This window comes from Acidovorax sp. NO-1 (assembly GCF_000238595.1).
In the GTDB taxonomy this organism is placed as follows: domain Bacteria; phylum Pseudomonadota; class Gammaproteobacteria; order Burkholderiales; family Burkholderiaceae_C; genus Acidovorax.
Map to the genome: position 1 here is coordinate 21,897 of NZ_AGTS01000036.1, position 22,827 is coordinate 44,723.

The 22,827-nt window shown below is 64.2% G+C and carries 25 protein-coding genes; 18 read left to right on the top strand and 7 right to left on the bottom strand.

Annotation, left to right across the window (positions count from 1 at the left end):
• Positions 1–70: 70 nt before the first annotated feature.
• Positions 71–1,981: a glutathione-regulated potassium-efflux system protein KefC gene (gene kefC, locus KYG_RS03245; protein ID WP_008903393.1), complete on the bottom strand. Its 1,911-nt coding sequence runs from the start codon at positions 1,979–1,981 to the stop codon at positions 71–73.
• A gap of 215 nt (positions 1,982–2,196) precedes the next feature.
• Between kefC and KYG_RS03250 the strand changes: the two genes are divergently transcribed.
• The 4 genes from KYG_RS03250 to KYG_RS03265 all read left to right on the top strand — a co-directional run bounded on the left by KYG_RS03250 (position 2,197) and on the right by KYG_RS03265 (position 5,100).
• The gene (locus KYG_RS03250; protein WP_008903394.1) at positions 2,197–2,835 is read left to right on the top strand and encodes a LysE family translocator; all 639 of its coding nucleotides are present in this window, start codon (positions 2,197–2,199) and stop codon (positions 2,833–2,835) included.
• Between the two features lie 106 nt (positions 2,836–2,941).
• Positions 2,942–3,559, top strand: coding sequence for a ParA family protein (locus KYG_RS03255; protein ID WP_008903395.1), 618 nt, complete (start codon positions 2,942–2,944; stop codon positions 3,557–3,559).
• A 96-nt stretch (positions 3,560–3,655) separates the two neighbouring features.
• On the top strand, positions 3,656–4,120 hold the full coding sequence (locus KYG_RS03260) for a MaoC family dehydratase (RefSeq protein WP_008903396.1): 465 nt from the start codon (positions 3,656–3,658) through the stop codon (positions 4,118–4,120).
• Positions 4,121–4,152: 32 nt separating this feature from the next.
• A complete protein-coding gene (locus KYG_RS03265; RefSeq protein WP_008903397.1) occupies positions 4,153–5,100 on the top strand; it encodes a LysR family transcriptional regulator in 948 nt (315 codons plus the stop codon).
• On the opposite strand, the gene KYG_RS03270 is transcribed toward KYG_RS03265, so the two are convergent.
• Complete coding sequence (locus tag KYG_RS03270) at positions 5,088–5,615, bottom strand: tRNA (cytidine(34)-2'-O)-methyltransferase (RefSeq protein ID WP_034692970.1); 528 nt, start codon at positions 5,613–5,615, stop codon at positions 5,088–5,090. The two genes, KYG_RS03265 and KYG_RS03270, sit on opposite strands and share 13 nt — an antisense overlap.
• A gap of 91 nt (positions 5,616–5,706) precedes the next feature.
• Complete coding sequence (locus tag KYG_RS03275) at positions 5,707–6,429, bottom strand: ComF family protein (protein WP_008903399.1); 723 nt, start codon at positions 6,427–6,429, stop codon at positions 5,707–5,709.
• Between the two features lie 23 nt (positions 6,430–6,452).
• Between KYG_RS03275 and KYG_RS03280 the strand changes: the two genes are divergently transcribed.
• The 8 genes from KYG_RS03280 (at position 6,453) to KYG_RS03310 (ending at position 12,816) form a co-directional block, all read left to right on the top strand.
• Complete coding sequence (locus tag KYG_RS03280) at positions 6,453–7,355, top strand: class I SAM-dependent methyltransferase (RefSeq protein WP_034692921.1); 903 nt, start codon at positions 6,453–6,455, stop codon at positions 7,353–7,355.
• 152 nt (positions 7,356–7,507) lie between these two features.
• A complete protein-coding gene (locus KYG_RS03285) occupies positions 7,508–7,984 on the top strand; it encodes a DUF2244 domain-containing protein (RefSeq protein ID WP_034692923.1) in 477 nt (158 codons plus the stop codon).
• 59 nt (positions 7,985–8,043) lie between these two features.
• Positions 8,044–9,213 (top strand): cytochrome c oxidase subunit II, encoded by a 1,170-nt coding sequence (gene coxB, locus KYG_RS03290; protein ID WP_008903402.1) that lies wholly within the window; start codon positions 8,044–8,046, stop codon positions 9,211–9,213.
• A gap of 30 nt (positions 9,214–9,243) precedes the next feature.
• On the top strand, positions 9,244–10,875 hold the full coding sequence (ctaD, locus tag KYG_RS03295; RefSeq protein ID WP_008903403.1) for a cytochrome c oxidase subunit I: 1,632 nt from the start codon (positions 9,244–9,246) through the stop codon (positions 10,873–10,875).
• Positions 10,876–10,886: 11 nt separating this feature from the next.
• The gene (locus KYG_RS25005) at positions 10,887–10,997 is read left to right on the top strand and encodes a cytochrome oxidase small assembly protein (protein ID WP_008903404.1); all 111 of its coding nucleotides are present in this window, start codon (positions 10,887–10,889) and stop codon (positions 10,995–10,997) included.
• A gap of 12 nt (positions 10,998–11,009) precedes the next feature.
• A complete protein-coding gene (locus tag KYG_RS03300; protein WP_008903405.1) occupies positions 11,010–11,645 on the top strand; it encodes a cytochrome c oxidase assembly protein in 636 nt (211 codons plus the stop codon).
• Between the two features lie 2 nt (positions 11,646–11,647).
• Positions 11,648–11,869 (top strand): DUF2970 domain-containing protein, encoded by a 222-nt coding sequence (locus KYG_RS03305; protein WP_034692925.1) that lies wholly within the window; start codon positions 11,648–11,650, stop codon positions 11,867–11,869.
• A gap of 65 nt (positions 11,870–11,934) precedes the next feature.
• On the top strand, positions 11,935–12,816 hold the full coding sequence (locus tag KYG_RS03310; RefSeq protein WP_008903407.1) for a cytochrome c oxidase subunit 3: 882 nt from the start codon (positions 11,935–11,937) through the stop codon (positions 12,814–12,816).
• 83 nt (positions 12,817–12,899) lie between these two features.
• Here the strand turns inward: KYG_RS03310 and KYG_RS03315 are convergent, their stop codons facing one another.
• A complete protein-coding gene (locus tag KYG_RS03315; RefSeq protein WP_008903408.1) occupies positions 12,900–13,124 on the bottom strand; it encodes a twin transmembrane helix small protein in 225 nt (74 codons plus the stop codon).
• Between the two features lie 15 nt (positions 13,125–13,139).
• Here KYG_RS03315 and KYG_RS03320 point away from each other — a divergent pair, with 15 nt between their 5' ends.
• The 5 genes from KYG_RS03320 to KYG_RS03340 are packed head-to-tail and all read left to right on the top strand — an operon-like array spanning position 13,140 to position 17,297.
• Complete coding sequence (locus KYG_RS03320) at positions 13,140–13,907, top strand: SURF1 family protein (RefSeq protein ID WP_008903409.1); 768 nt, start codon at positions 13,140–13,142, stop codon at positions 13,905–13,907.
• Positions 13,849–14,592: a hypothetical protein gene (locus KYG_RS03325; protein ID WP_008903410.1), complete on the top strand. Its 744-nt coding sequence runs from the start codon at positions 13,849–13,851 to the stop codon at positions 14,590–14,592. Before KYG_RS03320 ends, KYG_RS03325 begins: the two co-directional genes overlap by 59 nt.
• Entirely contained in the window at positions 14,592–15,773 is a 1,182-nt protein-coding gene (locus tag KYG_RS03330; RefSeq protein WP_085942491.1) for a heme A synthase, read from the top strand. Before KYG_RS03325 ends, KYG_RS03330 begins: the two co-directional genes overlap by 1 nt.
• Entirely contained in the window at positions 15,770–16,672 is a 903-nt protein-coding gene (gene cyoE, locus KYG_RS03335) for a heme o synthase (protein ID WP_008903412.1), read from the top strand. Before KYG_RS03330 ends, cyoE begins: the two co-directional genes overlap by 4 nt.
• A gap of 13 nt (positions 16,673–16,685) precedes the next feature.
• On the top strand, positions 16,686–17,297 hold the full coding sequence (locus tag KYG_RS03340; RefSeq protein ID WP_192810314.1) for an SCO family protein: 612 nt from the start codon (positions 16,686–16,688) through the stop codon (positions 17,295–17,297).
• 34 nt (positions 17,298–17,331) lie between these two features.
• Here KYG_RS03340 and KYG_RS03345 read toward each other — a convergent pair whose 3' ends face one another.
• Positions 17,332–18,366: a tripartite tricarboxylate transporter substrate binding protein gene (locus KYG_RS03345; protein WP_008903414.1), complete on the bottom strand. Its 1,035-nt coding sequence runs from the start codon at positions 18,364–18,366 to the stop codon at positions 17,332–17,334.
• A gap of 108 nt (positions 18,367–18,474) precedes the next feature.
• Positions 18,475–19,416, bottom strand: coding sequence for an RNA polymerase sigma factor RpoH (gene rpoH / locus KYG_RS03350; protein WP_008903415.1), 942 nt, complete (start codon positions 19,414–19,416; stop codon positions 18,475–18,477).
• A gap of 273 nt (positions 19,417–19,689) precedes the next feature.
• On the opposite strand from rpoH, the gene cutA reads away from it, so the two are divergent.
• The gene (gene cutA / locus KYG_RS03355; protein WP_034692930.1) at positions 19,690–20,037 is read left to right on the top strand and encodes a divalent-cation tolerance protein CutA; all 348 of its coding nucleotides are present in this window, start codon (positions 19,690–19,692) and stop codon (positions 20,035–20,037) included.
• A gap of 30 nt (positions 20,038–20,067) precedes the next feature.
• On the opposite strand, the gene KYG_RS03360 is transcribed toward cutA, so the two are convergent.
• Complete coding sequence (locus KYG_RS03360; protein WP_008903417.1) at positions 20,068–22,737, bottom strand: EAL domain-containing protein; 2,670 nt, start codon at positions 22,735–22,737, stop codon at positions 20,068–20,070.
• Between the last annotated feature and the right edge of the window lie 90 nt (positions 22,738–22,827).

The window sequence follows — 22,827 nt, forward strand, 5'->3', positions numbered from 1 at the left end:
GCTTGCAGAACGCCGCGTGTTTTTTGGAATGCTATTGTTAATGTAGCGGTTGGCGCTTTATGGATAAGCGCTACAGCCCGTTTTTATCAGGATTCTGGATGCTGGCAGGCGCATCGCCTTGTGCCGCATCGTCCGCGCCGCCATACCCCGGGTACTCCGCCCCCGCCGCGCTCAGCGCCGCACTCTCCTGCCGCTCTTTGGCCATCTGCTCGGCCAGCTGGTTGCGCCCCTCGCGGGCTACCGCGATGAACTTGGCGCGGTCCTTGTGGTGCGGGTACATGCGGTCGGCCAGGGCGATGTTGTGGGTGCGAAAGCGCTGGGTGATGGCGGTGGCTTGCGCGGGTGGCAGGCCCATCAGCTCCAGCACGGTGTGGGCGCTTTGCAGGCTGGACTCGAACAGCTCACGTTGCACCAGCGTTACGCCCAGGTCGCGCAGCTTGTTCCAGTGGGTGATGTCGCGGGCGCGGGCCACCACCTGCAGGTGGGGGAAGTGCGCGCGCGCCAGCCTGGCAATCTGCACGGACTGCTCGGCATCGTCCACGGCAATGACAAGGATGCGCGCGTGTTCGGCCCCGGCAATGCGCAGCAGGTCGAGCCGGGTGGCGTCGCCATAGAACACGCGGTAGCCGAAGGTGCGCGCCACTTCCAGCATGTCCACGCTGTGGTCCAGCACGGTGGTGGGGATGCCCTGCGCCAGCAGCACGCGCGAGACGATCTGCCCATAGCGGCCGAAGCCCGCGATGATGATGGGCGCCTCCTGCGGCTCGGAGATTTCCTCGGCCTGGGGCGTGGCGGTCTTGAGCTGCGCATGGCGGCGCAACAGCACGCGGTCCAGCAGCACCAGCAGCAGCGGGCTGATCAGCATCGACAGCGCCACGGCGCCAATCAGCAGCGAGGCGGTCTCGGCCGGGAAGACGCGGGCGCCCGCAGCGGCCTGGAACACCACAAACGCAAACTCGCCGCCCTGCGCCAGCAGCAGGGTGAACACCGGCCGCTCCTGATACGGTATGCCGACGAACCTGGCCAGGGCATAGATGACGATGGCCTTGGCCGCCAGAAAGCCGACCAGGACGGTGGCCATGACGCCGGGCGAGCGCAGGATCACGCCGAAGTCGATGCTCATGCCCACGGCGATGAAGAACAACCCGAGCAGCAGACCCTTGAAAGGCTCGATGTCGGCCTCCAGCTCGCGGCGGTATTCGCTGTCGGCCAGCAGCACGCCGGCCAGAAAGGCGCCCAGCGCCATCGACAGGCCCACCAGCACCATCAGGTAGGCGATGCCCACCACCAGCAGCAGCGCGGCGGCGGTGAAGATCTCGGGGGTGTTGCTTTTGGCGATCCAGCGCAGCACGGGCCGCAGCAGCAGGCGACCGCCGAGAATGATGGCCGCGATCACGCCGATGATCTTGAGCACCTCCAGCACCAACTCGCCCGGGGTGTGGCCTGCGCCACCGGCCGCGGCGGCGCCCAGCACGGGCAGCAGAGTCAGGATGGGGATGGCCGCCACGTCCTGGAACAGCAGGATGGAAAAGCCCGCCTGCCCGCTCTGCGTGCGCATGAGGTTGCGCTCGGCCAGCGTCTTGAGCGCAATGGCCGTGGACGACAGCGCCAGGCCCAGCGCGCCCACCAGCGCCACACGCCAGGGCAGGCCGGCCAGCGCGCCCAGCGCAAACAGCACGGCCGCGCAGCCCAGCACCTGCGCGCTGCCGGTGCCGAAGATCGGGCGGCGCAGCGCCCACAGGCGGCTGGGCTGCAGCTCCAGGCCGACAAGGAACAGCATCAGCACCACGCCAAACTCGGCAAAGTGCAGGATGTCCTGCACGTTGCTCACCAGCCCCAGGCCCCAGGGCCCGATGGCGATGCCCGCCGCCAGGTAGCCAATGATGGCGCCCAGGCCCAGCGCCTTGGCAATGGGCACGGCCAGCACGGCGGCGGTGAGGTACAGGAAACCGTAGGTAAGCCAGGTGGGGGCGTGTTCCATGGAGGGGCCGTGGTGGCATGGGGTGGGCGTATCGGAATTCTGGCATTCCCGTGGCGGTGCAGGGTGCGCAGCGCTGCCGCTTATTGCGCTTCTGTTTTGATAGCTGTTCGCGCTTGATGGTAAAGCGCTGGAGCTCATTTTTATTCACACCGTGGCAACGGTGCGGGGGCGTTGTTAAGATGCTGGCCCTTCTTCGCACACAGGTACGGTGACCCATGGATTTGCAGACTTGGCTGGCTTTTTTTGCGGCGTCGTGCCTGATTGCGGTGTCGCCGGGCTCGGGGGCCGTGCTGTCGATGAGCCATGGCTTGTCGTACGGCGTGCGCAAGACGGGTGCCACCATCCTGGGCCTGCAGCTGGGCCTGTTGCTGATCCTGCTCATCGCTGGGGCAGGCGTGGGCTCGCTGCTGCTGGCGTCGGAGGTGGCGTTCAGCATCGTCAAGGTGCTGGGCGCGTGTTACCTGATCTATGTGGGCTTTGCGCAGTGGCGCGCCGGGGACGCCTCGCCCGTGCAGGGCGATGCTGCCGAGGCCGCCGGCACCTGGCAAAAGCGCTGCCTCACGGGCTTTCTGACCAATGCCACCAACCCCAAGGGCATCATCTTCATGGTGGCCGTGTTACCCCAGTTCATGACCGACACGCGCCCGCTGTGGACGCAGTTGCTGGTGATGGCCGCCACCACCGTCACGGTGGACGTGGTGGTCATGCACGGCTACGCTGCGGGGGCCAGCGCCCTGCGCCGACTGATGCGCAGCGCACGCGCGGTGCGGGCGCAGAACCGCGTGTTCGGTGGCTTGCTGATGGCGGTGGGCGCCGGGCTGTTCTTCGTCAAGCGCGGCGGGCAGCACGCCTGATGGGGCGATTGCTATAAAAATAATAGCTTTTGGCGCTTGTCTATCAACCGCTGGAGGCTGATTTGGCTTGATTTTTCATGGTTGTGCAGATTCCAAGGAGGTTGTCATGCCAGTAGTTGTTGTCGCCAATCCGAAGGGCGGGGTGGGCAAGTCCACGCTGTCCACCAACATCGCGGGCTACTTTGCAAGCCAGGGCCACCCCGTGATCCTGGGCGACACCGACCGGCAGCAATCCGCCCGGCTGTGGCTGGGCCTGCGCCCGCCTGCGGCGCGCCCGATCGGCAGCTGGGACACCAGCTCGGATGTGATCAGCCGCCCGCCCAAGGGCACCACGCACGCGGTGCTCGACACCCCCGCCGGCCTGCACGGCTGGCGCCTGAACGACGTGCTCAAGCTGGCCGACAAGATCATCGTGCCGCTGCAGCCCAGCGTGTTCGACATCTTTGCCACGCGCAGCTTTCTGGACCAGCTGGCCGAACACCGCCGCGCCGAAGGCGTGCAGATCGGCATCGTGGGCATGCGCGTGGACGCGCGCACCAAGGCGGCCGAGCAGCTGCACCACTTTGTGGACAGCCTGGGATTCCCGGTGCTGGGCTATCTGCGCGACACGCAGAACTACATCCACCTGGCGGCGCATGGCCTCACGCTGTTCGACGTGGCACCCGGCCGCGTGGCGCGCGACCTGGAGCAGTGGCAAGGCATCTGTGCCTGGCTCAATTCTTGAAGGACAGCGTGAAGCAGAACGTACAACCAGCCCTTCGGGAAAACACCTGTCACCCGGCAGACAAGGCCCACAGGAGGGCAGGGCTACATTGCAGCGATGAAAATCTTTCGCTCTTATTCCGAAGTCAGCGCCTGCGTGGGCCAGGAGGTCGCGGTGACCGAATGGATCACCATCACGCAGGAACAGGTCAACCTGTTTGCCCAGGCCACGGGCGACCACCAGTGGATCCATGTGGACCCCGAGCGTGCCAAGGCCGGGCCGTTTGGCGCGCCGATTGCGCACGGGTTTCTCACGCTGTCGCTGATCCCGAAGTTCTTCGAGGCGGGCCTGACCATCGAAGGCTCACGCATGGGCGTGAACTACGGGCTCAACAAGGTGCGATTCACCGCGCCGGTGCCGGTGGGCAGCCGCTTGCGCGCGCGCCTGACGCTGCAGGCCGCCGAGCCCGTGGCGCCCGACGGCATGCAGATGACCTGGCTGGTGACGGTGGAGCGCGAGGGCTCCGACAAGCCGGTGTGCGTGGCCGAATCGCTGGCGCGCAATTTCGGCGCCCCGGCCTGAGCCTGGTCGCAATCGGGCAGGAGGTCTGAACCATGGACCGCCTGCAAGCGATGAAAATTTTCGAGCGCGTGGTGGAAGAGGGCGGCTTTGCCGCCGCCGCCCGCGCCATGGACATGTCGCCCCCCGTGGTCACCCGCATGGTGGCCGAGCTGGAACAGCACCTGGGCACGCGCCTGCTGCAGCGCACCACCCGCAAGCTGGCGCTGACCGATGCGGGCGACGCCTACTTGCAGCGGGTGCGCGCCATCCTGCACGAGATCGACGACGCCGAAGCCGCCGCCGCAGCCAGCACGCGCGATCTGCGCGGCACCATCCGTATCGTGGCGGCGCCGGTGCTGGCCACCAATTTTCTCGCGCCGATGGTGGCCGCCTGGCATGCGCGTCACCCCAAGGTCATGCTGGACATCAATGTGGATGCCTACGCATCCAGCCGGGTGGATGAGTTCGACGTCACCATCATGGTGGCGGCCGAAGACTTTGACGCCAACATCGTGGCGCGCCCTTTGCTGCAGGGTGAAGCCATCGTGCTGGCCGCGCCCGGCTACCTGCAGCGCAAGGGCACGCCGCGCATCCCGCAGGATCTGGCAGACCACGACCACCTGCGTGACTCCAGCGCTCCCGTGCGCGCCCAGATGGGGCCCGGCCGCAAGCTGCGCCTGCAGTCGCTGCGCACGGGCGTGCCGGATGCCGAGGTGGAGGCGCCTGCCGTGCTGCAATCGGTGAGCACCGAGCTCTTGATGCGTGCCGGGGTGGACGGCATGGGCGTGGTGGTCACGTCGCGCCTGCTGGCCGAAGAGCACCTGGCGCGGGGGGAGCTTGTGCATGTGCTGCCCGACTGGATCTTCTCCCGCTACACCATCTATGCGGCGTTGCCGTCAGGCCGCATGCTGCCTGCGCGCACCCGGGTGTTTCTCGACTTTTTGTCGGAACACGTGCCCCTGGCCATGGCGGAGCAGCCGGGGCTGGCTCAGCCGAGCTGAGCGAAACCGCTGATGATGGTGCCTTCGGGCTCCACGGCCACCTCGCCATCGGGCGTGGCAAAGCTGTTTTGCCGCCAGCCTTCAAACACCGTCACGGCCACGGCATTGGACAGGTTCAGGCTTCGCTGGCCCGCCACCATGGGCAGGCGAAGCCGCTGTGCGGGTGGAAAGCTTTCGCGCAGCTCGGGCGGAAGCCCCCGTGTTTCCGCGCCGAACACCATCCAGTCTCCGGGCAGAAAGCAGGTGGTGTAGACCGATTGCGAGCCATGGGTGGTCATGGCAAACATGCGGGCCGGGTCAGGCTGGGCATCGCGCAAAAAGGCCGTCCATCCGGCGTGGCGCTGGACCTGGGCGTATTCGTGGTAGTCCAGCCCGGCGCGGCGCATCTGCCGGTCTTCCATGGAGAATCCCAGGGGCTCGATCAGGTGCAGGGTGCAACCCGTGTTGGCCGCGAGGCGAATGACGTTCCCGGTGTTGGGCGGGATCTCGGGCTCGACAAGGACGATATGAAACATGCCTGCCATTGTCATCGGGCGGCGTGTGAGTAAGGCAACCGCTCGTAATCAAAAGTATCCCTTTTGTCTCTCGCTCCCTTCCGCAGGCCTTTCAATCCAGCCCGGTGCGCGCCAGAACGGCGGCCGTGACATGCGCCACCCCCGCTTCGCGCAGGGCCAGCGTGGCAGCTTCCAGGGTGGCACCGGTGGTCATCACATCGTCCACCAGCACCACGCGCTGGCCGCGCAGGCTGGCAGCATGGCCCGGCTCCAGGGCAAAAGCCCCGCGCAGGTTTCGCAGGCGCTGCGCCCTGGGCAGGCTGCTTTGCGCCTCGGTGGCGTGCAGGCGCAGCAGCGTCTGGGGGTCGGTCTTGGGGCCCGCCAGATGCCGCGCCAGCAGGGCCGACTGGTTGAAGCCCCTCTCGCGCAGCCGCTCGGTGGACAGGGGCACGGGGATGACCCGGTCTGCAGCTTCCACGGCGGGCTCCATCCACGGTGTGCTGCGCATCAGCAGGGCCAGTGCCCGGGCCCATCCCGGATCGCCGCGAAACTTGAACTGCGCCAGTGCATCGGCCCAAGGGTAGGCGTAGTCCACCGCAGCAAGGCAGCCGTCAAAGCTGGGCGGGCTCTGAATGCAGGCCCCGCAGATGGATACGCCCGCAGGCACCCGCAGGGCGCAGCGCTGGCAACGCGTGGCAGGCTGTGCAAATCGCGCCACGCAGGCCTCGCACACACGCTGCGAGGGCCATGCGTGGCAAAACGAACACTGGCTGGGCACTTTGCCGGCCCATGCACGAAGGTGGCGCGAAATCCCCGTCAGACCCGTAAAAAGCATGAATCAATATACTCGCGCGGCCCATGTCCTCCGAGCGTCCCCCCACCATTGATCCCGTTGCCGCGGCCCGCTGGCATGCAGCGGCCCCGGCCTTATCTCCCTGGCTGCACGAGGAGGTTGCGCGCCGCATGGAGGACCGCCTGCAGTGGATTCGCCAGGCTCCGCAGTCGTGGTGCCACTGGGATGCGGTGCGCGGCGGCCTGCAGGCGCATGCCCTGGTGAGCGCGCGCTATCCCAAGGCGCGCTGCCAGATCTACGAAACAGCGCCCCGTTGCGAAGCGGTTGCCCGGCAGGCGCTGGCCAAGCCCTGGTGGAGCCCAGCGCGTTGGAGCGCACCCAGCCCGCAACTGGGTGCGCCTGCGGACGGGAGTGTGCAAATGCTCTGGGCCAACATGGCGCTGCACACGGCGGCCGACCCGCAGGCGCTGATCGCGCAATGGCACCGTGCTCTCGCGGTGGATGGCTACCTGATGTTCTCGTGCCTGGGGCCTGATACCTTGCGTGAGCTGCATGCGGTGTATTCCGAGCTCGGCTGGCCACCGGCGGGCCACGCTTTCACCGACATGCACGACTGGGGTGACATGCTGGTGCACGCCGGTTTTGCCGAGCCGGTGATGGACATGGAGCGCATCACCCTCACGTTTGCCGCCCCCGAGCGGCTGGTGCAGGAACTGCGGGAACTGGGTTGCAATCTTCATCCTGATCGCTTTCCCTCATTGCGCGGGCGCCGCTGGCGCGACAAGCTCTACCAGGTGCTCTCGAATCGGCTGGCAGATCCGGACAATTCAGGTCAGTTGGCACTGACTTTCGAGATCATCTACGGGCATGCTTTCAAGCCCGCACCGCGCGTGCGCGTGAGTCCCAGCAGTGCGGTTTCGCTCCAGGACATGCGCAGCATGCTGCGCAAAAACGGCAAAGAGGGCTGACGTGTAACCTCCTGTCAATGACATGGAACAAGGCACGCTACAATTCAAGGTTATTGAGATTTCGGGCATCTTCCCGCGCAACTTTGCCAGCTGTGCCAGTCACGCCCAGTGTGTGATGCGCAGTGCAGTCGGCAGTCTTGTGAGCACATCGGGTGACGGGTTTGGTTTTTCAATTTGCCACGGTGTCGGGTCAAGGCATTGACTGGCGTCTGGGTCGCAATTGCTCGGTCACTCCGGTGCAATTGGGCTGGATGTACTTGTCGTTGTGCGTGGTGTCACTGGGGATAGCGACATTCTTCTGGATGCTCGGCGCCCGCCTGGTGATGCCTTTTGCATGGCTCGAAATGGTGGCGGTAGGGATTGCGTTCGCCATGTACGGTCGCCATGCGGCGGATGGCGAGAGGATTTCACTGCAGGGTTCGCGCCTTGTGGTGGAGCTGGAGACAGCAGGCAAGCTGAAGCGTGCCGAGTTTGATCGGAGCCGGGTTCGGGTCGAGCCCAAGACCGGTGACCGTTCGCTCATCATGTTGTCGGCGCAGGGTCGGACCGTTGAAGTGGGGCGCTATGTGCGCCCCGAACTTCGACCGGCCCTGGCATCGGAGATCCGCATGGCCTTGCGCGCTGCCTGACCCCATGCAGGTGCGCCCAAGGGATTGGTTAAATTGAGGCTTAGAAGTAAGTGAGAACTATGAAGAGCATTTCCAACAAACTGGCTTCTCTGCTGCTGATTGCCGGTGCATGGGTGGGCTCTGCGGCCCACGCCGTCCAGGATCTGCCTGGAGGCCCTGCAGTCAACCAGCTGAACCTGCATCCCCCGGTGACCAAGATTGCGGAAGAGCAGCACTTTCTGCACTGGATGATGCTGATCATCTGCACGGTGATCTTTGTTGCAGTGTTCTCCGTGATGTTCTATTCGATCTGGAAGCACCGCCGTTCCAAGGGCGCCAAGTCGGCCAATTTCCATGAGTCAGTGACTGTTGAAGTCGTCTGGACCGTGATTCCTTTCATCATCGTGATCCTGATGGCGCTGCCAGCCACCAAGGTGCTGGTGGCCCAGAAGGACACCACCAACGCCGATGTGACCATCAAAACCACCGGCTACCAGTGGAAGTGGGGTTACGACTACATCACGGGTGAGGGCGAAGGCATCGGATTCATCTCTACCCTGGACAGCAGCCACCGCGTTATGTCCGACAGCGGCAATGTCAAGGATGCCCCGGCCAACTACCTGCTGAAGGTGGACAACCCCATGGTGGTGCCGGTGGGCAAGAAGATCCGCATCATCACGACTGCCAATGACGTGATCCACGCGTTCATGGTGCCGGCGTTCGGTATCAAGCAGGATGCCATTCCCGGTTTTGTGCGCGACACCTGGTTCCGTGCTGAGAAGATTGGTGATTACTACGGCCAGTGTGCCGAGCTGTGCGGCAAGGAGCACGCTTACATGCCCATCCACGTAAAGGTGGTGTCCGCCGAGGATTACACCGCCTGGGTGGGCGAGCAAAAGAAGCTTGCCGCAGCCAAGCTGGATGACCCCAGCAAGGTGTGGGCCCTGGGTGACCTGGTTCAACGCGGCGAAAAGGTCTATGCGGCCAATTGCGCTGCCTGCCACCAGGCCAACGGCAAGGGCGCGGGTCCGATCAAGCCGCTGGACGGCTCGGCAGTAGTGCTCGATGCCGACCACGCCAAGCAGATCGACATCCTTCTCAAGGGCGCGGCCAACGGCGCGATGCCTGCGTGGGCGCAGCTGAGCGACACCGATATTGCCGCCGTGGCCACCTACACGAAGAATTCCTGGTCCAACAAGACCGGCCAACTGGTGCAGCCTTCGGAAGTCGTGGCCCAGCGTGGCAAGTAATCACCGCCCCAACGTATTGAGGAATCCAACATGAGCGCAGTTCTGGACAACCACGGTCACGCGGGCGACCACGCACACGACGACCACGGCCACCACGGACCCACCGGCTGGCGCCGCTGGGTGTACGCCACCAACCACAAGGACATCGGTACGCTGTACCTGCTGTTCTCCTTCACCATGCTGATGATCGGCGGCGTCCTGGCGCTGCTGATCCGTGCCGAACTGTTCCAGCCCGGCCTGCAGCTGGTGAACCCCGAGCTGTTCAACCAGCTCACCACCATGCACGGTCTGATCATGGTGTTCGGTGCCATCATGCCGGCCTTTGTGGGCTTTGCGAACTGGATGATCCCGCTGCAGATCGGGGCATCCGACATGGCGTTCGCACGCATGAACAACTTCAGCTTCTGGCTGATGATTCCTGCCGCTCTCATGCTCGTGGCCTCGTTCTTCATGCCTGGCGGCGCTCCCGCGGCAGGCTGGACGCTGTATGCGCCGCTGACGCTGCAGATGGGACCCTCCATGGATGCGGGCATCTTCGCGATGCACATCCTCGGTGCTTCGTCCATCATGGGCTCGATCAACATCATCGTGACCATCCTGAACATGCGTGCCCCCGGCATGACGCTGATGAAGATGCCCATGTTCGCCTGGACCTGGCTCATCACCGCCTACCTGCTGATCGCTGTGATGCCTGTGCTGGCCGGTGCCATCACCATGACGCTGACGGACCGTCACTTCGGCACCAGCTTCTTCAATCCCGCCGGTGGCGGTGACCCGGTGATGTACCAGCACATCTTCTGGTTCTTCGGCCATCCCGAGGTCTACATCATGATCTTGCCGGCCTTCGGCATCATCAGCCAGATCGTTCCTGCCTTTGCCCGCAAGAAGCTGTTTGGTTACGCCTCCATGGTTTACGCGACATCGTCCATCGCCATCCTGTCGTTCATCGTGTGGGCCCACCACATGTTCACGACCGGCATGCCTGTGACGGGTCAGCTGTTCTTCATGTACGCCACCATGCTGATCTCCGTGCCCACGGCCGTGAAGATCTTCAACTGGATCGCTACCATGTGGCGCGGCTCCATGACGTTTGAAACCCCCATGCTGTTTGCGGTGGGTTTCATCTTCGTGTTCACCATGGGCGGCTTCACCGGCCTGATCCTGGCGATGGCTCCGATCGACATCCAGCTGCAAGACACCTACTATGTGGTCGCCCACTTCCACTATGTGCTGGTGGCGGGTTCGCTGTTCTCCATGTTTGCTGGCGTGTACTACTGGCTGCCCAAGTGGACGGGGGTGATGTACTCTGAAACGCGTGGTCAGATTCACTTCTGGTCGTCGCTCATCTTCTTCAACATCACGTTCTTCCCGATGCACTTCCTGGGTCTGGCCGGCATGCCCCGTCGCTACGCCGACTACCCCATGCAGTTTGCTGATTTCAATGCCATCGCCTCGGTGGGTGCGCTTGGCTTTGGTCTGGCCCAGGTGTATTTCTTTGTGGCTGTGGTCATCCCCGCCATGCGTGGCAAGGGCGAAAAAGCTGCGGCCAAGCCATGGGATGGCGCCGAGGGTCTGGAATGGGAAGTTCCCTCGCCAGCGCCTTTCCACACGTTTGAAAACCCGCCCAAGCTGGACGCTACGGCAACCCGCGTGATCGGTTGAGCACCATGGCCATGACACCCGAACAAAAAAAGAGCAACCTGCGGATGGCACTGATCCTGGCATCGGTGGCCGTGGTGTTCTTTGTCGGGTTTGTGGTCAAAGTGTTTGTGCTGTCCCGCTGAGCCGCACCTGCCATGAGCCTGCACCGCGAAAACGCCAAGATGGTCGGCAAGCTGGTCGTGATTGCGGCTGGCATGTTTGCCTTCGGCTATGTGTTGATTCCCATCTACAAGCACATCTGCGAAATGACGGGTATCAACATCCTGTCGCTGTCAGAGCGCCAGGTGCCAGGCAACGGCGTAGCAGGCAAGGACGTGAAGGTGCCTGCGAACACGCAGGTCGACAGGTCCCGCACGATCACCGTGGAGTTCGACGCCAACGCGCGTGGCCCCTGGGATTTCAAACCTGCGCAGCGTTCTGTGCAGGTTCATCCGGGCGAACTGACGACAGTGATGTACGAGTTCCAGAACATCCAGAACCGTCGCATGGCCGCCCAGGCGATCCCCAGTTACGCGCCACGCCAGGCTGCAGCGCACTTCAACAAGCTGGAGTGTTTCTGTTTCAACCAGTACGTGCTGGAGCCGGGTGAGAAAAAAGAATGGCCGGTGGCTTTCGTGATTGACCCACGACTGTCCAAGGATGTCACCACCATCACGCTGTCGTACACGTTTTTTGAGGTGGGTGGCAAAACGCCCCCCGCACCCGAGTCTACGGCCGCAATCGGATTTTCGCTGCCTGCAACAGCCCCCGTGCAGGGGGCGGGATCGTGAACATGCCGCTGAATGGCCCGGCAGCCGACAAACCCCATGCACGCAAGGGGTCGCTGGTGCGAACCGTGCGGGCTGTGGCGTGGTCACTGATCGGCCTGCGCAAAGGCAGCGAGTACCAGCAGGATGTGGAAAAACTCAATCCGTTGCACATCATCGTGGTGGGGCTGGTTGCGGTGTTTTTGTTGGTGATTGGCCTGATCGGGCTGGTTAACTGGATAGTGTGAGTTGGTTGTTGGTCCGCGTACCGAATACAAAGCTGAAAACAAAGATTTGAGAGTCAGGAGCTGAAATGAGTGCATCAACCCACAGCGGAACCCCCTACTACTACGTGCCGGCGGAGTCGCGTCATCCGGTCATGGCGGCAGCTGGTCTGTTCTTTGTCATTCTGGGCGCAGGCCAATGGATCAACGGCCATGACTGGGGCAAGTATTCGCTTGCTCTGGGTCTGGTGTGGTGGCTGTTCACCCTGTATCAGTGGTTCGGTGACGCGGTTCGCGAGAGTGAGGGGGGTCTGTACGGTCACAAGATCGACCTCTCGTACCGCTGGAGCATGAGCTGGTTCATCTTCTCCGAGGTAATGTTCTTTGGCGCGTTTTTCACGGCCCTGTGGTGGGCGCGCTCGCACTCTGTGCCCGCGCTTGGCAGCCTGGAAAACGCCCTGCTGTGGCCGGACTTCAAGGCCGTGTGGCCCAGCCTGGCTGCGGGCGTCACGGCTTCTCCCGCAGGGATCGTGGAGCCTTTCCAGACCGTGGGCCCTTTCTGGCTGCCCACCATCAATACGGCGCTGCTTCTGACTTCGGGTGTCACTCTCACGATTGCACACCATGCACTGCGTGAAAACCACCGCGGCAAGACCATCGCCTTCATGTGGGCCACGGTGCTGTTGGGCTTCGTCTTCCTGCTGGTTCAGGGCTACGAGTATTACCACCTGTACACCGACCTGAACCTGAAACTCAACTCGGGTATTTTCGGCTCCACCTTTTTCATGCTGACCGGATTTCACGGTTTCCACGTGTTCCTGGGCATGCTGATGCTGCTTGTGATCACGCTGCGCCTGCAGAAGGGCCATTTCACGGCAGACAAGCACTTTGGTTTTGAAGGTGCCGCCTGGTACTGGCACTTTGTGGACGTGGTGTGGCTGGGCCTTTACGTGCTCGTCTATTGGATGTAAGCGTACGAGGGCTTCTTCTGCCACGAAAAAAGCGCCTCGCGGCGCTTTTTTTGTTGGCATGTGGAGGGGCGAAAAGTCCGTCTTTAACGCGTGGTGGCAGGCAGTCCGGTGGGCTGGATGTAACCGAGCTTCCATGCCACCAAAATACACAGAAAAAGCACGATGGAGAACCCCACCCGGAGCGCAAGCGCCTTGGCCATGTGAGAGCCCTTGGCCTTGTCGTCGCGGCCATTGCGCATCATGAAGAACAGGGCAGAAGCCAGGCTGGCAAGAATGGCAATAAACGCCACCACTACGAGGTATTTCATGGAGCACATTATCCAGTGACTGCCGTCCGTCCATCTCTGGGCCTGCGCTTTTGGCTGATTGCTGCGGCGGCAGTTGCGGGGATGCTGATCACCGCGTCCATGGGGCGCTGGCAATTGTCCCGCGCAGCAGACAAGGAGGCGCTGCAGGCGCTGCTGGACGAACGGGGCCGCATGCCTGCGATAGACGGTGCAAGCTTGCTCAACGCAGATCCGGACCAGGATGTCCTGGTCCACCGTTCCGTGGTGCTGGAAGGGCACTGGCTGCCACAGCACACGGTATACCTTGACAACCGCCAGATGCAGGGCCGCCCGGGTTTTTTTGTGCTGACGCCACTGCAGTTGGCCGCAGAGAGGGGCGGTGTGGTGCTAGTGCAGCGCGGGTGGGCGCCGCGCAACTTCCAGGATCGGATGCAGCTGCCCCAGGTGCTTACGCCTCAAGACGCTATGGTGCGTGTGCAGGGCCGCGTGGCGCCTGCTCCGTCCCGTTTGTACGAGTTCCAGGGCGCCGACAGCGCGCTGGGGTCTTCCCGCATCCGGCAAAATCTCGACCTGGCAGCGTTTCGCGCCGAAACCGGTCTGGCGCTGGCTCCGCTCACGGTGCAGCAGGGCGGCGAGCCCAGCGAGGGGCTGCAGCGCAACTGGCCCGTGGTGGGCACAGGCGTCGACAAACACTACGGTTACGCATTTCAATGGTTCGGGCTCTGCGGCCTGATTGCACTTCTCTATGTCTGGTTCCAAATCGTCCGACGGTTCATTCGCCCACGCAGCCAGCCTGCCGCCTGAGGCGCAGGGGGACCATCCCCTGGGTCTGACCGTGCACACGCTGCCCGAAGCTGCAGGTGCTGTGGCCACGGCCCAGCGTGCGCGCTACGGACGGTGGAAGATGTTCGGCGTGCTGCTCATCTGTGCGGCCCCGGTGGTCGCCTCGTACTTCACGTACTACGTGATCCGTCCCGAAGGCCGCCGCAACTATGGCGAGCTGATCAATCCGCAGCGCACGTTGCCGGATGCCAGCGCGACGGCGCTCGATGGCAAGGCGCTTTCCCTTGCGTCGCTCAAGGGGCAGTGGCTCCTGGTCAGCGTCGCGGGGGGCGCGTGCGAGGCTGCCTGCCAGAACCATCTTTACCTGCAGCGGCAACTGCGCGAGAGTGTCGGCCGGGAAAAGGACCGTGTGGACTGGGTATGGCTCGTGAACGACGCAGCCGAGATTCCGGCCGCCCTGGCGCCCGCGCTGCAAAAGGCCACGGTGCTGCGGGTGGATGCGGCAACACTCGGCACCTGGCTGGCGCCCGCCGAGGGCCAGCAACTCGCGGACCATCTGTACGTGGTGGACCCCATGGGCAACTGGATGATGCGTTTTCCCGCCGCCATGGACGCTGCCGGCGCAGCCAAGGCCAAGCGCGACCTGGAACGCCTGCTGCGTGCGTCGTCCTCGTGGGATGAAGCGGGCCGACCTGGGCAGCCATGATGATGGATACACAGCCGCTGTACGACCTGGCGCCCCTGGCGAGGCTCATGCTGCTGGGCGTGCTGATTGCGCTCGGGCCGCTGGCCTGGGTGGGCTGGCGCAATCGGGGCAAATCGCCCGTGCGTCGCCTGCAAGCGCTCACGGTGCTGACCCTGTTCCTGACGTTTGATCTGGTGCTGTTTGGCGCCTTCACGCGTCTGACCGATTCCGGTCTGGGCTGCCCGGACTGGCCCGGCTGCTATGGCAATGCCAGCCCCGTGGGCGCCCGCGCGGAGATCTCCGCCGCTCAGGAGGCCATGCCCACCGGGCCCGTGACGCACGGGAAGGCGTGGGTGGAGATGATCCATCGCTACCTCGCCACGGGCGTGGGCGTGCTCATCATCGTGCTCACGGTGTCGGCCTGGGTGCAGCATCGCAAGGCTCTGCGGGGCCAGGGGCCGCCGGCCCCCATCAGCCCGTGGTGGCCGACGTTCACGCTGTTCTGGGTGTGTCTGCAGGGTGCGTTCGGGGCGCTCACGGTGACGATGAAGCTGTTCCCGGCGATTGTCACGCTGCACCTCATCGGCGGGCTGGTGCTGCTGGCCCTGCTGTGTGTCCAGGCCGTGCGGCAGACCCACGCCGCACAGGGCCGCGCGCCCGTGCGCATCTCGGCCGGGCTGCGCTGGGGGCTGGTGGCCACGGCGCTTCTGGTGGCCGTTCAGGTGGTGCTGGGCGGCTGGGTGAGCACGAATTACGCCGTGCTGGCCTGCACCACCTTTCCCACCTGCCAGGGCAGCTGGTGGCCGCCCATGGATTTTTCGCAGGGCTTCCAGATCTGGCGCGCGCTGGGCATGCTTCAGGACGGTAGCCACATCAGTTTTGCGGGGCTCACGGCCATTCACTACGTCCACCGGCTCATGGCCTATGTGGTGCTGGCGGCCCTGGGCATGCTGTGCTGGCGCTTGCGACAGGCGCATGTGCTGCAGGTGCAAGGGCGCTGGCTGGCGGCGCTCGCGCTGCTGCAGCTGGTCACGGGTCTGTCCAACGTGGTGCTGGACTGGCCGCTGATCGCCGCCGTATTGCACACAGGCGGTGCTGCAGCGCTGGTGGTGGTGTTGACCTGGGCCCTGGTGGCCAGCGACACGGCCGCTGCGCACCAAGAGTTTTCCGCGCCCTCGGGCGCATCGAGAGTGTCTGCATGAGTGTTGCTGCCCCCGCCGCTGTATCCCCGCCGTCGCGCCTGTCGCAGTTCTATGCGCTGACCAAGCCGCGGGTGGTACAGCTCATTGTTTTTTGTGCCTTGATCGGCATGGTGCTCGCGGTGCCAGGGCTTCCCTCCGGGGCGCAGCTCGGGCTGATGGCCATTGCCTGTGCCGGGGTGTGGCTGGTCGCGGGCGCGGCGGCCGCCTTCAACTGCATCGTGGAGCAGGGCATTGACGCCAAGATGAAGCGCACCGCCTGGCGCCCCACGGCCAAAGGCCAGCTCTCCAACACCCAGACGCTGCTGTTTTCCGCCGTGCTGTGTGCTGCGGGCTCGGCGCTGCTGTATTTCTGGGTGAACCCGCTCACCATGTGGCTCACGTTTGCTACCTTTGTGGGCTATGCGGTCATCTACACCGTGATCCTCAAGCCGCTCACCCCGCAGAACATTGTGATCGGGGGCGCATCGGGCGCCATGCCGCCGGTGCTGGGGTGGGCCGCCATGACCAACAACGTCGGTCCGGAAGCGCTCATCCTGTTCCTCATCATCTTTCTGTGGACGCCGCCGCACTTCTGGGCGCTCGCCCTCTACCGGGTGGAGGACTACCGCAAGTCCGGCCTGCCCATGCTGCCGGTGACGCACGGCAACGAGTTCACCCGCCTGCAGGTGTTCCTGTACACCCTGATCCTTTTTGCGGGTTGCCTGATGCCCTTCGTGTATGGCATGAGTTCTTGGATCTATCTGGCCGCCGCGGTCGTGCTGAGCGCCGGTTTTTGTGGCTATGGCTTTGCCTTATGGCGCAACTACTCGGATGCGCTCGCGCGCAAGACCTTCCGGTTTTCCCTCATCCACCTGAGCGTGCTGTTTGCCGCGCTGCTGGTGGACCACTACGTGCTGTGACACTGCCATGCCCATGCTGAAACGAAATGCTCTTAAATTGATAGCTGTCAGCGCTTTATCCATAAGCGCTGCGAGCATTTTTAGTGCCTGTTCCGAGAAAAAAACCGAGTTTCGGGGCGTGGACATCACCGGCGCGGAGTACGCCCGTGACATCCCGCTCACCGACCACAATGGCCAGGCGCGCCACATCAAGGACTTCGCGGGCAAGGTGGTGGTGGTGTTCTTCGGCTTCACGCAGTGCCCTGATGTATGTCCCACGGCCATGCAGGAGCTGGCCGAGGTCAAGCAGATCCTGGGCAAGGATGGCGACCGCCTGCAGGGCATCTTCGTGACCGTGGACCCGGAGCGCGACACCCCCGAAGTGCTCAAAGCCTACATGGCGAACTTCGACCCGAGTTTCCTGGCCTTGCGCGGATCACCCGAGCAGCTCGCTGCCGTCGCCAAGGATTTCAAGATCTACTACAAGAAGGTCGACGGCAAGACGCCCACCAGCTACACCATGGACCACTCGGCGGGCAGCTACGTGTACGACACGGCGGGCCGTCTGCGCGTGTACAACCGATATGGCAGCGGCGCGCAGGCGCTGGCGTCCGATGTCAAGGCGCTGCTGGGCGAGGCGGGCTGAAGCGGCCACCCCAGCGCCCTCAGGCGCCTGCCCTTCACTCCGCCTTGATGCCACGCCGGGCAATCACATCGCCCAGCAGTCGGGTGTCGGCCTGTATGCGGTTGGCCAGCCCTTCGGGCGACGTGCCGGCCACCTGCCAGCCTTGCTGGAAAAGCTTGGTGCGCATTTCGTCGCTGCGGGCAATATCTCCGATCAAAGCGGCCAGCCGCGCCTGGATGGCCGCGGGCATGGTGGCAGGTGCGGCAAATGCATTCCAGATTTCAAGGTTGAAACCGCGGATGCCCACCTCGGCCAGGCTGGGAACATCAGGGACCAGCGGGCTGCGGACGGTCGAAGTGACGCCAATCGCCCGCAGCTTGCCTGCGCGCACCTGGGCCTGCGCCAGCGCGGGGGGCAGCATGGCCATCTGCAGCTGGCCGCCCAGCATCGCGGTGGCGACCTGTGGGTAGCCCGGATACGGGATATGGACCGGGTTGATGCTGCTGTGCGACTTGAGCAGTTCGGTGCCGATATGGCCGACCGTGCCCACGCCCGGCGTGCCATAGCTCCATGTGTCGCCAGCCGCGCGGGCCGCGGCGAAAAACTCGCGCGCATCCGCACTGGCGGGTACGCCCGGCTGGGCAACGGGTGCCGTCAGCACCAGGGGTGACGTTCCGATCAGGCTGAGCGGGGCCAGATCCTTGAGGGGGTCATAGGGCACCGCCGGATTGATCATCTTGGCGATGGTCATGTTGCCATTGATCATCAGGCCAATGGTGTGGTCGTCACGTGACTTGGCCACCGCATCGGCGCCGATATTGCCACCTGCCCCGACCCGGTTCTCCACAATGACGGGCTGGCCCAGCGCTTTGGACAGGGGTTCAGAAAACGCCCGTGCCGTCAGGTCGGGAGAGGTTCCCGCCGGGAACCCGACAATGATCCTGAGTGGCTTGGTCGGCCACGCAGCTGCGGCGCCGGCACCCGTGGGCACGGCGCTGCCTTGCGCATGGCACCACGGCGACACGACGGCTGCCAGGGCCAACAGCAGCGAGGCCCGCCGCGACGGGGTGAGACAGGGGGGACGTGGCATGGGTAATTTCTCCTCAAGGTAATCATCGCGGCCCCAACGACAAGGGGCCCCAACCGGGGCCCCACGAGGCAGTTTTATCGGCGGAGGATACTACCTTGCCGCGTTGGCTCAGGCGTATTCGGCCAGCGCCTTTTTCATCTTCTTCATGGCGGCCACCTCGATCTGGCGGATGCGCTCCGCACTCACGCCATAGACGGCCGCCAGGTCGTGCAGCGTCATGCCACCCGTGCCGTCGTCATTCACCTTGAGCCAGCGCTCTTCCACGATGCGGCGGCTGCGGTCGTCCAGGCTGCCCAGCGCGGTGGCAATGCCGTCGGTGGCAAGGGCGTCACGCTGGCGCGACTCGATCATGGCCGTGGGTTCGTGCGAGGCGTCCGCCAGGTAGGCAATGGGCCCGAAAGCCTGCTCGCCGTCGTCCGAGGGTGCGGGGTCCAGCAGCACATCGCCGCCCGACATCCGGGTTTCCATCTCGATGACTTCTTCGCGCTTCACATTGAGTTGCGCGGCCATGGAATCGATTTCCTGATCCGACAGGGTATCGCGGTGCGTTGCGGCATCGGCCGCAGACGCATCGGCCTTGAAGCCCTGCTTCATGGAGCGCAGGTTGAAGAACAGCTTGCGCTGGGCCTTGGTGGTGGCCACCTTCACCATGCGCCAGTTCTTGAGGATGTATTCGTGGATCTCGGCCTTGATCCAGTGCATGGCGTAGCTCACCAGGCGCACGCCCTGGTCGGGGTCGAAGCGCTTGACAGCCTTCATCAGGCCCACGTTGCCCTCCTGGATCAGGTCGCCATGGGGCAGGCCGTAACCCAGGTATTGGCGGGCGATCGAAACCACAAGACGCAGATGCGACATCACCAGCCGGCCGGCGGCGTCCAGGTCATTGTTGTCCTTGAGCTGCCGTGCATAAGCCTGCTCTTCTTCGTGCGTGAGCAGTGGCAGGCGGTTGACGGCGGAAATGTACGCATCCAGATTGCCCAAAGGAGGCACCAGCGCCCAAGGGTTGGCGGGCGCCAAAGTCGTCGTCGCGGTTCCAGATTGAATGTTCATTCCGGCAATCCTTTCCTCTAAGCCATGATGTTAGCACTCTCTGTGAGTGAGTGCTAAAACGTAAGTTCCCCCGCCGTCGTGTGCTGCTGCGCTGCGCAGTGCAGGGTGCCAAGTGATTGATTTCAATGAATTTTGTGATTTCTGCGGTGCCCGCATGGGCGGGTATGAACTGTGGGATTGATGAACCGGCGCCAAGGTTCCGGCCGGAATTGGGTGCTGGAGTCGTACAGGCCTGTGTGGCAGACTTTGACGCCCAGATTGAGGGAGACGCTGATGACCCGTCCGACAGCCCTTTGCGAAATTCTCGTTGTGAGCACGACGGTCGCCACCGAAGCGGAGGCGCGGCGCCTGGCTCAGCTGATTTTGCAGGCGCGCCTGGCGGCCTGTGTGCAGGTGGAGCCGATCACTGCCTACTTTCACTGGCAAGGGGCGCTGCAGGAAGACCGCGAACTTCGCCTGGCGTGCAAGACGGTGGCGCGCGCGTTGCATCCCTTGCTCGACCTGTTGCGGTCGCAGCATCCGTATGCGTTGCCGCAGCTGGTGGTGCAGACGCTTGAAGCCTCCGGGGCGTATGCCGACTGGGTGGACGCGGAGGTCGCCCCGACCCGTGTGGTGGCCTGATAGCGCAGGAGCCGCCAGGGTCCGGCGTTCTCAGGGGGCTGTGGGGTCCATCGGGCCGGCGGCCAGTACAGTCGCTTCAAACTGCTCCAGCGGCATGGGTTTTCCGAACAGATAGCCCTGAAACCGCATGCAGCCATGGGCCAGCAGAAACTGGTGGTGCGCTGGTGTCTCCACGCCCTCGGCAATGACTTCCAGCCCCAGGCTGCCCGCCAGCGCGATGATGGATCGTGCAATGGCCGCATCGCTGGGGTCCAGCAGCACATCGCGCACAAAGCCCTGGTCAATCTTGATCTGATGCAGGGGCAGGCGCTTGAGGTAGCTCAGGGACGAGTACCCTGTGCCGAAGTCGTCCAGCGAGAACTCCACCCCCTCGGCGCCCAGCTTGCGCATGGTGTCGATCACGCTGTCCACGTTGTCCAGCAGCAGGCTTTCGGTGAGCTCCAGCTTGATGTGCCCGGGGTCTGCGCCGGTGTGCCGCAGCAGCGTGAGTATCTGGCTCACGAAGTCTTCCTGCAGGAACTGGCGTGCACTCACGTTGACGGCCACCGTGAGGTGGGCAAACCGCGGATCGGCGCGCCAGCGCGCCTGCTGGCGCAGGGCGGTCTCCAGCACCCAGTAGCCCAGGGGCAGGATCAGGCCCGATTCTTCGGCCAGTGGAATGAATTCCGATGGCGGAACCATGCCGTGCACCGGGTGCTGCCAGCGCACCAGGGCTTCGGCGCCAATGACGCGCCGCTCAACGTCTACCTGGGGCTGGTACAGCAGCAGGAACTGCGCCTGGCGCAGCCCATTGTGCAGTTCGGTTTCGAGCAGGGCGCGGCGGTTCACGGCCTGCTGCATGTCGGGGTCAAAAAAGCGCAGGGTGTTGCGGCCCGCGCCCTTGGCGCGGTACATGGCCATGTCGGCCTGCTTGAGCACTTCGTCCACCGAATCGCGGTGGTCGCGCAGCAGCGTGACCCCGATGCTCGCCGTGAAGTGGTGCTCGTGCCCGGCCAGCTCGTAGGGCTGGCGCAACTGGGCCAGGATCAGCTCGCCCAGCGTGCGCGCCTGGGATGCGGCCTCGGGCGGGTCACTGCTCAAGCTCTGCAGCACCACCACAAATTCGTCGCCCCCCAGGCGTGCGACGGTGTCCTGCTCACGCACGCACCCGCGAAGTCGCACGGCCACTTCCTTGAGCAGCAGGTCGCCCACCTCATGGCCCCGCGTGTCGTTCAGGGTCTTGAAGTTGTCCAGGTCCACAAACAGCACGGCCGTGGTCAGCCCCGATCGCGCGCTGCTGGCCAGCACCTGCTGAAGCCGATCCACCAGCAGGCGGCGGTTGGGCAGGTGCGTGAGCGCGTCGTTGAAGGCCAGATACCGTGCTTCATCCTCGGCGGCCTTGCGGCCCGAGATATCGATGTCAATGCAGAACATCTCCGCAGGGTGACCCGGCACCTGGATGTGGGCGTGGCTGGAGAACACATGCACGACAGAGCCGTCCTTGCGCTGCAATTGCAGCTCACCCGCGGGAATGGCCTCGCCCGTGGCAAACATGTGGCCCATGCTGGCGCGCACCATATCGCGCATGGAGGGAGGGATGATGAGATCCAGCAGATTGCTCCCCAGCGCCTCTTCAGCCGTATAGCCGTACAACTGCTCGGAAGCCTTGTTCCAGTAGCTGGTGGTGCCATCGGCGAGGTAGCCCTGCACCGAAATCGACGGGATATTGAGCAGCAGGGACCGAAAACGCAGCTCGGATTCGCGCAGTGCGCTTTCGGCCTCCTTGCGGTGCGTGGTGTCGCGCGCCAGAAACACCACCGCCGGCTGGCCCCCCACCGCCACCGCCAGTGGGTGCGCGCGGCCCTCGAAATGCCGCACCCCCGCCTGGGTCTGAATGACGTACTCCAGTGTGCTGGTGCGGCCAGTGCGCAGGGTGCTGCGGATCACCTCCATGAACTGGTCCGCCTGGTCTGCCGCAAGCACGTCCTGCAACCTGCGGCCCAGCAACTCGGAGGCGCTGCTCACCAGCGCCGCGTCGTTGATCGACAGCACCTCGACATAGCGGCCGTTGGCATCGAGCACCAGCAGCACGTCGGGTATTGCCCCCGTGATGGCCTGGAGCCGGGCGGCGGTGTCCTGGAGGGCGTGTTCGGTGACCAGGCGGTCTTCCACATCCCGCAGCAGCAGCCCCAGCAACACGGTGGCAGGTGTGAACGTGAGGACAAAGGGCAGGGCCAGCGTCTGGTTGAAACGTGCTGCCGCTTCGTCGGGCAGGAGCTGGAACAAGGCGATCACGGCGGTGTGAACGAGCAGACCGAAAGCCGCCAGCGGCAGCGGCTCAACCCCCAGCCGCCCGCGGGCGCGGCCCTGGCGGTACACCAGGCCGAGCGCCGTGCACAAAATGATCACCAAAAGGCCCACTTCAACACCGGTGCCGCCCAGCCACAGCCTTCCCGCCCCGGCCATGACCGCAGCAATGCTGGCCACCAGCGGGCCGCCAAACAGCCCCGCCATGCTGAGGACCACCGAGCGCGCATCAAAGATCACGCCGGGCATCAGCACCACCGGGGTGAGCATGCCCACTACACAGATGCCTCCAAACAGGAGGCCGGACAGGACCTGCCCTACCAACGGGCGGTGGCGCCAGGTGCGGATGGCGAAGCCGTGCAGGAAGCACAGCGCCAGCAACAGGGCGACACCTTTGACCAGCTCTACAAACATGGGCCTTCCGGATCTCGGGGAAAGGGAAGGCCCATCATGCGGGAATTGCCAGGGTTCGTAAACGCGCAAGTGCGCGATCGTGCCAGCTCG

What these genes read in the sequence shown, in the direction of transcription:
- kefC (WP_008903393.1), bottom strand. Translation starts at nt 1,981, where the DNA reads ATGGAACACGCCCCCACCTGGCTTACCTACGGTTTCCTGTACCTCACC.
- KYG_RS03250 (WP_008903394.1), top strand. Translation starts at nt 2,197, where the DNA reads ATGGATTTGCAGACTTGGCTGGCTTTTTTTGCGGCGTCGTGCCTGATT.
- KYG_RS03255 (WP_008903395.1), top strand. Translation starts at nt 2,942, where the DNA reads ATGCCAGTAGTTGTTGTCGCCAATCCGAAGGGCGGGGTGGGCAAGTCC.
- KYG_RS03260 (WP_008903396.1), top strand. Translation starts at nt 3,656, where the DNA reads ATGAAAATCTTTCGCTCTTATTCCGAAGTCAGCGCCTGCGTGGGCCAG.
- KYG_RS03265 (WP_008903397.1), top strand. Translation starts at nt 4,153, where the DNA reads ATGGACCGCCTGCAAGCGATGAAAATTTTCGAGCGCGTGGTGGAAGAG.
- KYG_RS03270 (WP_034692970.1), bottom strand. Translation starts at nt 5,615, where the DNA reads ATGTTTCATATCGTCCTTGTCGAGCCCGAGATCCCGCCCAACACCGGG.
- KYG_RS03275 (WP_008903399.1), bottom strand. Translation starts at nt 6,429, where the DNA reads ATGCTTTTTACGGGTCTGACGGGGATTTCGCGCCACCTTCGTGCATGG.
- KYG_RS03280 (WP_034692921.1), top strand. Translation starts at nt 6,453, where the DNA reads ATGTCCTCCGAGCGTCCCCCCACCATTGATCCCGTTGCCGCGGCCCGC.
- coxB (WP_008903402.1), top strand. Translation starts at nt 8,044, where the DNA reads ATGAAGAGCATTTCCAACAAACTGGCTTCTCTGCTGCTGATTGCCGGT.
- ctaD (WP_008903403.1), top strand. Translation starts at nt 9,244, where the DNA reads ATGAGCGCAGTTCTGGACAACCACGGTCACGCGGGCGACCACGCACAC.
- KYG_RS25005 (WP_008903404.1), top strand. Translation starts at nt 10,887, where the DNA reads ATGACACCCGAACAAAAAAAGAGCAACCTGCGGATGGCACTGATCCTG.
- KYG_RS03300 (WP_008903405.1), top strand. Translation starts at nt 11,010, where the DNA reads ATGAGCCTGCACCGCGAAAACGCCAAGATGGTCGGCAAGCTGGTCGTG.
- KYG_RS03305 (WP_034692925.1), top strand. Translation starts at nt 11,648, where the DNA reads ATGCCGCTGAATGGCCCGGCAGCCGACAAACCCCATGCACGCAAGGGG.
- KYG_RS03310 (WP_008903407.1), top strand. Translation starts at nt 11,935, where the DNA reads ATGAGTGCATCAACCCACAGCGGAACCCCCTACTACTACGTGCCGGCG.
- KYG_RS03315 (WP_008903408.1), bottom strand. Translation starts at nt 13,124, where the DNA reads ATGAAATACCTCGTAGTGGTGGCGTTTATTGCCATTCTTGCCAGCCTG.
- KYG_RS03325 (WP_008903410.1), top strand. Translation starts at nt 13,849, where the DNA reads ATGTCTGGTTCCAAATCGTCCGACGGTTCATTCGCCCACGCAGCCAGC.
- KYG_RS03330 (WP_085942491.1), top strand. Translation starts at nt 14,592, where the DNA reads ATGATGGATACACAGCCGCTGTACGACCTGGCGCCCCTGGCGAGGCTC.
- cyoE (WP_008903412.1), top strand. Translation starts at nt 15,770, where the DNA reads ATGAGTGTTGCTGCCCCCGCCGCTGTATCCCCGCCGTCGCGCCTGTCG.
- KYG_RS03340 (WP_192810314.1), top strand. Translation starts at nt 16,686, where the DNA reads ATGCTGAAACGAAATGCTCTTAAATTGATAGCTGTCAGCGCTTTATCC.
- KYG_RS03345 (WP_008903414.1), bottom strand. Translation starts at nt 18,366, where the DNA reads ATGCCACGTCCCCCCTGTCTCACCCCGTCGCGGCGGGCCTCGCTGCTG.
- rpoH (WP_008903415.1), bottom strand. Translation starts at nt 19,416, where the DNA reads ATGAACATTCAATCTGGAACCGCGACGACGACTTTGGCGCCCGCCAAC.
- cutA (WP_034692930.1), top strand. Translation starts at nt 19,690, where the DNA reads ATGACCCGTCCGACAGCCCTTTGCGAAATTCTCGTTGTGAGCACGACG.
- KYG_RS03360 (WP_008903417.1), bottom strand. Translation starts at nt 22,737, where the DNA reads ATGTTTGTAGAGCTGGTCAAAGGTGTCGCCCTGTTGCTGGCGCTGTGC.